General features: G+C 73.7%; 10 protein-coding genes. 6 read left to right on the top strand and 4 right to left on the bottom strand.

What is annotated here, in order from left to right:
- A partial coding sequence (locus VGD85_RS18970) for a winged helix-turn-helix domain-containing protein (RefSeq protein WP_331064988.1) occupies positions 1 to 260 on the bottom strand: 260 nt, incomplete at its 3' end.
- A gap of 65 nt (positions 261 to 325) precedes the next feature.
- Here VGD85_RS18970 and VGD85_RS18965 point away from each other — a divergent pair.
- Positions 326 to 781 (top strand): hypothetical protein, encoded by a 456-nt coding sequence (locus VGD85_RS18965; protein WP_331064987.1) that lies wholly within the window; start codon positions 326 to 328, stop codon positions 779 to 781.
- A gap of 30 nt (positions 782 to 811) precedes the next feature.
- Complete coding sequence (locus tag VGD85_RS18960) at positions 812 to 1126, top strand: DUF952 domain-containing protein (RefSeq protein WP_331064986.1); 315 nt, start codon at positions 812 to 814, stop codon at positions 1124 to 1126.
- Here VGD85_RS18960 and VGD85_RS18955 read toward each other — a convergent pair.
- Positions 1113 to 1958, bottom strand: a complete 846-nt coding sequence (locus VGD85_RS18955; RefSeq protein ID WP_331064985.1) for a helix-turn-helix transcriptional regulator — start codon at positions 1956 to 1958, stop codon at positions 1113 to 1115. The genes VGD85_RS18960 and VGD85_RS18955 overlap by 14 nt on opposite strands.
- A 103-nt stretch (positions 1959 to 2061) precedes the next feature.
- On the opposite strand from VGD85_RS18955, the gene VGD85_RS18950 reads away from it, so the two are divergent.
- Entirely contained in the window at positions 2062 to 3471 is a 1410-nt protein-coding gene (locus VGD85_RS18950; protein WP_331064984.1) for an MFS transporter, read from the top strand.
- On the opposite strand, the gene VGD85_RS18945 is transcribed toward VGD85_RS18950, so the two are convergent.
- Positions 3443 to 4387, bottom strand: coding sequence for an FAD-dependent oxidoreductase (locus tag VGD85_RS18945; RefSeq protein WP_331064983.1), 945 nt, complete (start codon positions 4385 to 4387; stop codon positions 3443 to 3445). The genes VGD85_RS18950 and VGD85_RS18945 overlap by 29 nt on opposite strands.
- 83 nt (positions 4388 to 4470) lie before the next feature.
- Between VGD85_RS18945 and VGD85_RS18940 the strand changes: the two genes are divergently transcribed.
- Genes VGD85_RS18940 through VGD85_RS18930 form a run of 3 tightly spaced genes read left to right on the top strand, consistent with a single transcriptional unit; the run spans position 4471 to position 7967 of the window.
- The gene (locus VGD85_RS18940) at positions 4471 to 5499 is read left to right on the top strand and encodes a hypothetical protein (protein ID WP_331064982.1); all 1029 of its coding nucleotides are present in this window, start codon (positions 4471 to 4473) and stop codon (positions 5497 to 5499) included.
- A 58-nt stretch (positions 5500 to 5557) separates the two neighbouring features.
- Positions 5558 to 7393: a right-handed parallel beta-helix repeat-containing protein gene (locus VGD85_RS18935; protein WP_331064981.1), complete on the top strand. Its 1836-nt coding sequence runs from the start codon at positions 5558 to 5560 to the stop codon at positions 7391 to 7393.
- Positions 7386 to 7967, top strand: coding sequence for a hypothetical protein (locus VGD85_RS18930; RefSeq protein ID WP_331064980.1), 582 nt, complete (start codon positions 7386 to 7388; stop codon positions 7965 to 7967). The genes VGD85_RS18935 and VGD85_RS18930 overlap by 8 nt, the downstream gene beginning before the upstream one ends.
- 17 nt (positions 7968 to 7984) lie before the next feature.
- On the opposite strand, the gene VGD85_RS18925 is transcribed toward VGD85_RS18930, so the two are convergent.
- On the bottom strand, positions 7985 to 9212 hold a 1228-nt coding region (locus VGD85_RS18925; protein WP_331064979.1), incomplete at its 5' end, for an MFS transporter.

Here is a 9212-nt window from a genome sequence, read left to right as displayed (position 1 = left end):
TGCGACAGCGACTCGAGCGCGGTGGCGACCGCCGGGCCGGCGATCCGGTAGTAGCGGTGCCGGCCCTGCGCCACCACCTCGACGAGGCCGCCCGCGAGCAGCCGGGCCAGGTGCTCACTGGCCGTCGACGGCGCGACGCCGGCGATCCGGGCGAGCTCGCCCGCGGCCAGCGCCCGGCCGGACATCAGGCCGTCCAGCATCCGCGCCCGGCTCGGGTCGCCGAGCAGTGCGCCCACGGCGGCCAGGTCGGTGTCGCTCACCCGGCGAGCGTACGGCGGGCACGTTTCGCCCGGCGCCGAAGCATCCGGCCCCTAGCGTGCCGCCCATGGAGAACCCCGGTGTCCACGTGGAGTCCGCCGTCGAGCACTGCCTGGAGGTCGCCGCGACCTGGCTGGCCTGGGACGGCCGCCCCGCCGTCAGCGAGGACGGCGACCGGATCTACACCCCGCACAAGGCCGTGCGCCGGATCGCCGACCACCTCGTGGACCACCTCGCCGAGGTCGAGGCGCTCCTCGCCGGTGTGCCCACCGAGCCGGACCGCTGGCACGCCAGCCTGGTCACCCTCGACGCCGACTGGGCGCGCTTCACCGAGCTCGACCTCGACGAGGCGCGTCAGCGGCTGCGCCGGCTGGGCCGCACCTTCTCGCTGCGGCTGGCCGCGGCCGGATCGGCCGAGTGGGACGTCCCCCGCGGAGCGAACTGGACGCTGCGCGGGATCGCCGACCACCTCACGGGCATCCGGTGGTACGCCGACCAGGTCGGTCGCCCGACTGCCCGCTGATCGGGCCGTGCGGCCTGTCACGATGGACGCGTGCGGATCTTCCACATCGCCACGCGCGCCGACTGGACCGCCGCCCAGGAGTCCGGCGCCTACACGACCTCGACCGTCGATCGCAGCCTCGCCGAGGAGGGCTTCGTCCACGCCAGCCGCGCCGACCAGTGGGAGGGCGTGCTGGCCACGTTCTACGCCGACGTCGCGGAGCCGCTGGTCCTCCTCGAGATCGAGACCGACCTGCTCGGCGTACCCGTCGTCGAGGAGCCGCCCGCGCCGGGCGTGACCGAGACCTTCCCGCACGTCTACGGCGCGATCGCGCCGTCGGCGGTCGTGGCGGTCACCCCGCTCTGAACCGGCTGCTCTCGCCCCAGGCGACGAGCTCGCCCAGCCGCGTCTCGGTGACCTCGTCGCGGGGCAGGTAGACCATCATCCGGTTGATCCCGGACTGACCGATCCCCAACTTGTGGGACTCGAGGTGCAGCTCGCCGACGGCGCTGCGGAAGTCCTTCGCCGGCAGGGCCTGGTCGACGACGTCGTGGCGGCGCCAGAGCGCGTCGAACTCCTCCGACGCCTCCCGCAGCCGCTGCACGAGCTGCGGCCACAGCGGGTCGTCGAGCTGCTGACCCATCGCCATCCGCATCGCGCCGACCAGGTGCGTCATCGCCTCCCCGCGGCGCACGCAGAGGTTCCTCCAGTGCTCGTGGGTGAAGAACAGCCAGGCCTGGTTGCGCTCGCCCGGCTCGATGGAGTCGAGGTCGCCGCCCATCCAGTTGTAGCCGCGGTTGTAGGCCACGATGTCCCAGCGCGGCGAGAGCACGACCGCCGGGAACGGGTCGAGCTGGTCGAGCATCCGCTGGAGCCCGGGCGCGGCCCCGGGGCACTCCCGGGCCGGGGCGACCAGGGTGACGCCGGCGAGCTGGAACAGGTGCCACCTCTCCTGGGCGTCCATGCGCAGGGTCCGGGCGATGGCGTCGAGCACCTGCACGGAGGCGTTGATGTCGCGGCCCTGCTCGAGCCAGATGTACCAGGTGACGCCGACGCCGGCGAGGAGGGCGACCTCCTCGCGACGCAGGCCCGGCGTCCTGCGCCGGCCGCCCGGCGGCAGGCCGACGTCCTCCGGCGAGAGGCGTTCACGGCGTGAGCGCAGGAAGTCCGCGAGCTCGGCGCGGCGACTGTCGGGCATGCGATCCATGGTGGACCCAAACGGAGCCGGTATCCAGTTACTCGTGGTACCAGGATCGACAGGCTCTCACCACCAGGATCGCGGGCCGCCCACGCTGGTCCGCATGACGACTCCGACGACTGTCCCGGTCACCCCCGCCGGCACCATCCCGGCCGGCGCCGCGGTGGCCACCGATGCACCCCTGCGGATGCACCCGCTCGGCCTGGCGGCCGCGCTGGCGGCCGTGATGATCCCGATCATGTCCTTCTTCACCGTCAACGTCGCGCTCGGCTCGATCGGCAGCGACCTCGGCGCCGGCCCGGCCGTGCTCCAGCTCGTGGTCGCGGCGTACGGCGTGGTGTACGCCAGCCTGGTCGCGATGGGCGGGCGGCTCGGCGACGGCTTCGGCCGCAAGCGACTGCTCGCCCTGGGCCTGCTGGTGTTCGCGGTGACCAGCCTCCTGTGCGCCTCCGCCCAGAGCCCAGCGGCGCTGGTCGGGGCCCGCTTCTTCCAGGGGGCCTCGGCCGCACTGGTCGCACCGCAGGTGCTCGCCACGCTGCACGCCGCCAACGAGGGCCACCACCGCACCCGGGCACTCGCGTGGTTCGGCGCGAGCGCGGGTCTGGGCACCTCGCTGGCGTTCCTCATCGGTGGGACGCTGAGCGACTCCGACCTGGGCTGGCGCTCGATCTTCTGGGTCAACGTGCCGATCGCGGCGCTGGTGATGCTGGGCGTCTGGCGCTTCGTCCCCGAGACGAAGGCCCCGACCCGGCCCGCCCTCGACCTGGTCGGCGCCGGTCTCCTCGGGACCGCGCTGACGCTGCTCGTGCTGCCGCTCACCGAGGGGCGGGCCACCGGCTGGCCGGCCTGGACCTGGGCCTGCCTGATCGCCGTGCTGCCCGTCGGCGCGGCACTGGTGTGGTGGCAGCTGCGCGTCGAGCGCGGCGGCGGCGTCCCGCTCGTGCCGCTCTCGCTGTTCCGCTTCCGCAGCATCGGCGTCGGCCTGCTCACCGGCCTGCCGTTCTTCGTGTCCTTCGGCGGGTTCATGTTCGTCTACGGCTACGCCTCGCAGGTGGCCGGCCGGACCCCGCTGGAGATCGGCGTGAGCCTGCTGCCGATGTCGTTGGGCTTCCTCGTGGCCTCGCTGGTGGCCGGACGGCTGGTCCCGCGGTACGGCGCCTGGGTGCTCACCGTCGGCGCCGTCGTCGGGGCCGCCGGGTTCGCGTGGCTGGCGCTGGCGGGCATCGACGACACCGCTCCGGCGCTGCCGGCGGTCGCGGTCGTGGGGCTCGGGTTCGGTCTCACCTGGTCGCCGCTGATGGGCATCATCCTCAGCCAGGTCCCCGGTCACATGGCGGGTCTGGGCAGCGGGTTGCTGATCACCACCATGCAGGCCGGGCTCGGTCTGGGCGCGGCCGTGATCGGCTCCGTCTATCTCGCCCGGGCCGACGGGTTCGCGTCCACGACGTACCTGCTCGGGGCGGTGATGCTGGTGATCGCGGGTCTCACGCGCCTGCTCGAGCCGCGGCACTGACCGACGCCAGGGCGACGACCTCGTCGGCGGCGCCCCAGCTGAGCGTGAACCCGGCGCCGCCGTGCCCGTAGCAGTGCACGACGTCCCCGACCCGCTCCACCCGGACCGCCGGGCGGACCGGGCTCAGGCCGACCCGGTGGCGCAGCACGCCGGCACCACGCAGCTGCGGCACCAGCCGGGTCGCGCGCTCGAGGATCGCCTCGGCGGTCGAGGTCGACGGGGTCCGGCTCCACTCCCCTTCGACCTCGGTGCCGCCGACGACCACGTCGTGCTCGCGGGGCACGACGTAGGTCGGTCCGGACCGGTCCAGCCACCAGCGGTCCACGCCGGTCTGCTCGACCACGAGCAGCTGACCGCGCACGGGCACCACGGTCCGGTCCGCGCCGAGGAGGCGCGCGCCGAGTCCGGCGCAGTTGACGACCAGCCCGCGGCCCGTCGGCAGCGCCGAGAGGTTGAGCCGCGTGATCGTGCCGCCCAGCGCCTCGACCCGGCCGGCCAGCCAGGGGAGGTAGGTCCCGGGGTCGGCCACGGGCGTGCTGAACGTCCACCCGTCGACCCAGCCGTGCGGGAGGGCGCGGGTCCGGGCCAGGCCCGGCACCGCCGGCCCCCACCAGGGATCGGTCTCGGACGCGACGAAGACCTCGGTGCCCGGCACCATCCGCACCCCTGACTCCGGATCGGTGTCGGCCAGGGCGTCGAACACGGCGTACGACGTCGCCGCCCAGGCCGCTACGCGCTCCTGCGGCAGCGAGCGGGACGGGTACCAGAACGCCGGGGCGACCGCGGACGTCGTCTCGAGCGGCAGGTCGCGGGCGACCACATCGACGCGGTGGCCCGCCTCGAGCAGACGCACCGCGCAGGTCAGGCCGATGACTCCCGCGCCGACCACGATCACCCGGTCCGTGCTGCTCACCATGGCTGAAGTCTGGCGCGAAACCTCCGCCGGACGCGAACAACCTCACATTTCGGCGGCCACGCTATTGACGTAGGTTCAACAGCGTGAGGCTGACGCTGCTCGGAGTCCTGACCGCCCTGCTCGGCGCCCTGCTGGCCGCTCCCCCGGCTCCGGCGACCGCCGCCGGCCCGCGGGTCGTCGCCCGCGAGGTGGTCTTCGAGCTCGAGAACACCAACGCCACCTCGGTGCTCTGCCTGCCCGACAACCAGACCTACGAGGTGCGGGCGCGCCTGGTCGGGCCGCGCGCGGCGGTGCTCGGGCGCAGCGGTGCGCTCCGGGTGAACGTGCTCGTCCACGACCTCGCGACCGGCTCCTGGTTCTGGCGGCTGCCGGGCCACCCCGGCTACGACTACGCCCGGCAGCTGGCCCGCCGGGGCGAGACCTCGCTGGTGCTGGACCGCCTCGGGTACGGCGCCAGCCGACTCGAGAACGGCGACGCGACGTGCCTCGGCGCGCAGGCCGACATGCTGCACCAGGTGATCCAGCACCTGAAGTCCGGGCGGTACACGTTCGCCGACCCCGGGGTCGGCACCACCCCCGCGGCCGCGCACGTGGTCACGCACGGCCACGCCGTCGGCGCCGCGATCGCACAGGTCGAGGCGGGGACCTTCGACGACGTCGACGGTCTCGTGCTGATGTCGTGGACCGATCGAGGCGCGACCTCGCTCGCCACCCGCACCGCGGCCCGGCAGAGCGCCGCGTGCGCCGGAACGGCCGACTACGCGCCGCTGGCGCCCACCGGCGCCGCCTACCGTGCCCTGATGTTCGCCAACGCCCCCGCCGACGTGCAGCGCACGGCCGCGCGGCTGCGCGTCGACGACCCGTGCGGGGACGTCGGCAGCCTGAGCGCGATGCTAGTCGCCGCCAACGTCGCCGCCGGCCAGGTCGATGCGCCGGTCCTGCTGCTCTACGGCACCGACGACGCCCTCAGCCGACCCGCCGCGCGCAAGCAACAGGCCTCGGCGTACCCCACCCGCGTCACGATGCGCACGTTCGCCGGCGCCGGGAGCGCGCTCCCCCTGGAACGCCCGGCGGACAAGGTGCGAGCCGCGGTGCTGCGCTGGCTGAGGTGACCGGCGCGTAACCCCGGGATTCACGGCGTCGTTGGGGAGCCGACGGAAAGGTTCCCCGATGACTCGTCGAGCCCCTGCACTCGTGGCCTCCCTCGCGGCGCTCCTCGCCGCACTGACCGTGCTGGGCGGCGCCGGACCGGCGGCCGCCCACGAGGAGCGGCCGGCCCAGTTCCCCGACGGCACCGGCCACCGGCCGTCGTTCCTCGGCTTCGACAACCCGCGGCAGCGCGTGGTGTGCCAGCGCGACAGCGCGGAGCGGGTCGCCGCCATGCCGGACGGTCCGGTGAAGGCACGCAATCAGCGACTGCTCGCCTCGTGTCGCTACCGGTCGATCCAGACCGCGATCGACTCGGTCAGCAGGCCGCACACGTCCGTCTACGTGCTGCCGGGGACCTACCACGAGGCGAAGTACGCGAAGGCCGGGCGCAGCGACTACTGCTCCCACCTGCAGACCGCCTCGAAGTCCCCCCTGCCGTTCTCGGAGTACATCGGCAGCCTCTCCTCGCCCGACCCCGGCGCCGAGGAGGCGGCCGCGGCCGAGGGCGAGTCGAACCCGATCGCGCTGTCGTACGCCGACCAGCGCCGGTGCGCCCACAACCTCAACCTGATCGCGGTCTTCGGTGACCGGACGCCCGGCAACGACAGCATCCGCTGCGACAGCCGGTTCTGCGGCCTGCAGCTCGTCGGCACCGGCATGACGCCCGCGGACGTCGTCGTCGACAACCGGTTCGCCAAGCTCAACGCGATCCGCGCCGACCGCGCGGGCGGGCTCTACCTGAGCAACATGACGTTCCAGCAGGCCGAGTTCAACGCGATCTACGTGCTCGAGACCGACGGGTTCGTGATCGACCGCGTGGTCGCGCGGGGCAACGACGAGTACGGCATCCTCGCGTTCGCCAGCGACCACGGCCTGATCCAGCGCTCGGAGGCCTACTACAACGGCGACTCGGGGATCTATCCCGGCTCGGGGTCCGACCTCAACGCCGACAACACCGAGTTCGAGGCCACCCGCTACGCCATCGAGATCCGGCGCAACGACAGCCACGACAACACGCTCGGCTACTCCGGCACCGCCGGCAACTCGATCTGGGCCCACGACAACGACTTCCACGACAACGCCACGGGCATCGCCACCGACTCGTTGTTCCCGGGCCACCCGGGGCTGCCGCAGGACCACGCCCGCTGGAACCGCAACCGGATCTACTCCAACAACGCCAACTGGTACACGGCGTTCGTCGACTCCGGCGTGTGCGACAAGCCGATGGAGCAGCGTGGCTACATGCAGGGCACGGTCTGCCCGGTCGTGCCGACGCCGGTCGGCACCGGCGTACTCATCGCCGGCGGCAACTACGACTCCACCGACCACAACTGGATCTACGACAACTGGCGCTACGGCACCATGCAGTTCTGGGTGCCGGCGCCGTTGCGCGACGACTACGACCCGACGCACCTCTACGACACCTCCAACCACAACCACACGTTCCAGAACCGGATGGGCATCGACCCGACCGGGACCGAGCGGCCCAACGGCACGGACCACTGGTGGGACGACCAGGGCGTCGGCAACTGCTGGGAGGACAACCACTACGGCTCGGCCGGTCAGACCGACAACTTCACCGTTCCCCCGCCCTCCTGCGCGGACGGCGGGTCGGTCTTCCTGCCCGGCGCCCCGGTGAAGGACGCAGGCTTCCTCAGCTGCAGCCAGTACGACCGCAGCGACCCGACCTGGAAGCACCCGCCGGCCTGCGAGTGGTTCGACAGCCCGGCCCAGCCCACCACCATGGCCGCCCCCGGCGACGCGGCGTCCGGCGCGGTCCTGGTCGCCCCCCTCGCGACCACGGCCGCCGCACTCGGCCTGCTGCTCGGCCTGCGGCGCCGCCGGTCCCGTGCGTAGGTCGAGGCTGGGTCGGCGCGCCGGCCTGGTCGCGCTCGTCCTGCTCGCCCTGCTGGCGGCGGGCGGCATCGCCCTCGCCCGGTCCGAGCCGGCGCTGCGCGCGGAGGGGCCGACCTCCGTCGCGGGGACCGAGGCGACCGGGGTCTTCGAGATCGCCGACCGCACGGTCCGCCAGGTGCGCTACGACGACGGCGGGACGCTGCGCTACACCTTCGAGCTCACCAACCACGACCGGCTGCCGATCACGGTTCGCGGTCTCGCCGAGGAGCAGCCACCGAGCCGGCTGTTCACCTACACGGGGCTCACCGGCGCCGACGGCCGCACCACGCTCCGGCTCTCCCCCGGCGAGTCCGCGCCGGTCACGCTCGACCTGCTGATGGGCGGCTGCGAGACGCTCTCGGCCCGCGCCGGCGCGTTCGTCACCGCGGTCGTGCTGCGCGTCGAGCGCGGCGGTGTGCTCACCGGGCTCCCCACCGACGACCTCACCGTGGCGCTCCCCGAGGAGCTCCACACCGGCTCGCCCCGCGAGGCCTTCTGCCCGAGCTCGACGGCGACCTCGCGACCTCCGGGCTGACGTCCCGGCGGGGCGTCCTACGACGGGCAGGAGGTGCCGCGCGGCAGCTTGTACGGCGCGGAGATGCGGTAGGTGCCGGCGGAGGGTGCGTGCAGGACCAGCCAGTCGCCTCGCCGCGGGTGGGTGGTGCCGGCGACGTCGAGGGCGTCCAGGCTGGACAGGCACGGCTCGGTCAGGAACCGCTGGACGAACGAGGACCCCACGTCGAGGGAACGGCCGACGTCCTCCACGCTGAGCCACGGCGAGTCCGCGATGCGCACGACGACGTCGCCCGCCCGGGGCGTGAACAGCGTCAGGTGGTCGGCGTCGAACGAGACCACCCGCGCCGGCGGCGACACCAGCGGCGTGGGCCGGCGTACGGCGTAGAGCGTCCAGTGCTCGTCGGACCACACCGGCTCGAGGTAGGGCAGCCCGCCGGTGATCAGCTCGGTCTCGGCGATCGCGGCGCCGTCGGGCTGAGCGGTGGAGAGCACGACGTACTGCACCGCCCACCGGTGCAGCCAGCGGCGGTAGGCGTGCTCGGTCAACGGTCGGTCGCGGTAGAACAGCGGGTTGCGCTCCGCGTCGGCCTGCCGGTTCCAGCCCCGGGCCAGCGGCACGTGCGGGGCGAACACCGCGGCCTCGCGGTGGCTGCGGGTGGGCACGACCTCGACCCGGCCGCGGTCGGCGTGGCGCTGCTCGAGCTGCGCGAGCAGCGGGTCGAGGTCCGACCCCCACGACGTCTGGCCGCTCGCCCCGACCGCGTCCCGGGCCGCGGTGGCCACCTGCCACACGGACGTGGTCAAGATGGCCAGGACCAGGAACGTCCGGGCGGCCTGCGGACCGGCGCGCCGGGCGAGCACGGAGGTACGCCACCGGCCGCTGGCCGCGGCGGCGAGCAGCACGACGCCACCGAACAGCAGCCCGAGCCGGGAGACGTTGGTGCCGATCGGTGAGGGGATCAGCCACACCAGCACGACGGCCAGCGCGGAGAGGCCGGCGGTCAGCCGCACGATCCGCCAGCTCTCGGGGACCGAGATCGCGACCGCGCCCGCCGCGATGACGGGGAGGATCGTGGAGTACCACGGCATCGGCTGGGTCCCGGAGAACGGGAACAGCACCGCCGAGAACGCGACCACCGCGACCGGGGGCAGACCGAGGACGTACGCCGCGGTCCGGCGGCGGCCCAGCCACAGGGCGGCGGCCACGAGCCCCAGGAACAGCCCGGCGACCGGGCTGGCCGCGGTCGCCAGCCCGGCGCCGAGG

It is taken from the genome of Nocardioides sp., from assembly GCF_036401255.1.
GTDB lineage: Bacteria > Actinomycetota > Actinomycetes > Propionibacteriales > Nocardioidaceae > Nocardioides.
Note: the sequence above shows the minus strand (reverse complement) of the source record. Positions and strands in the feature narration are given on the sequence as shown.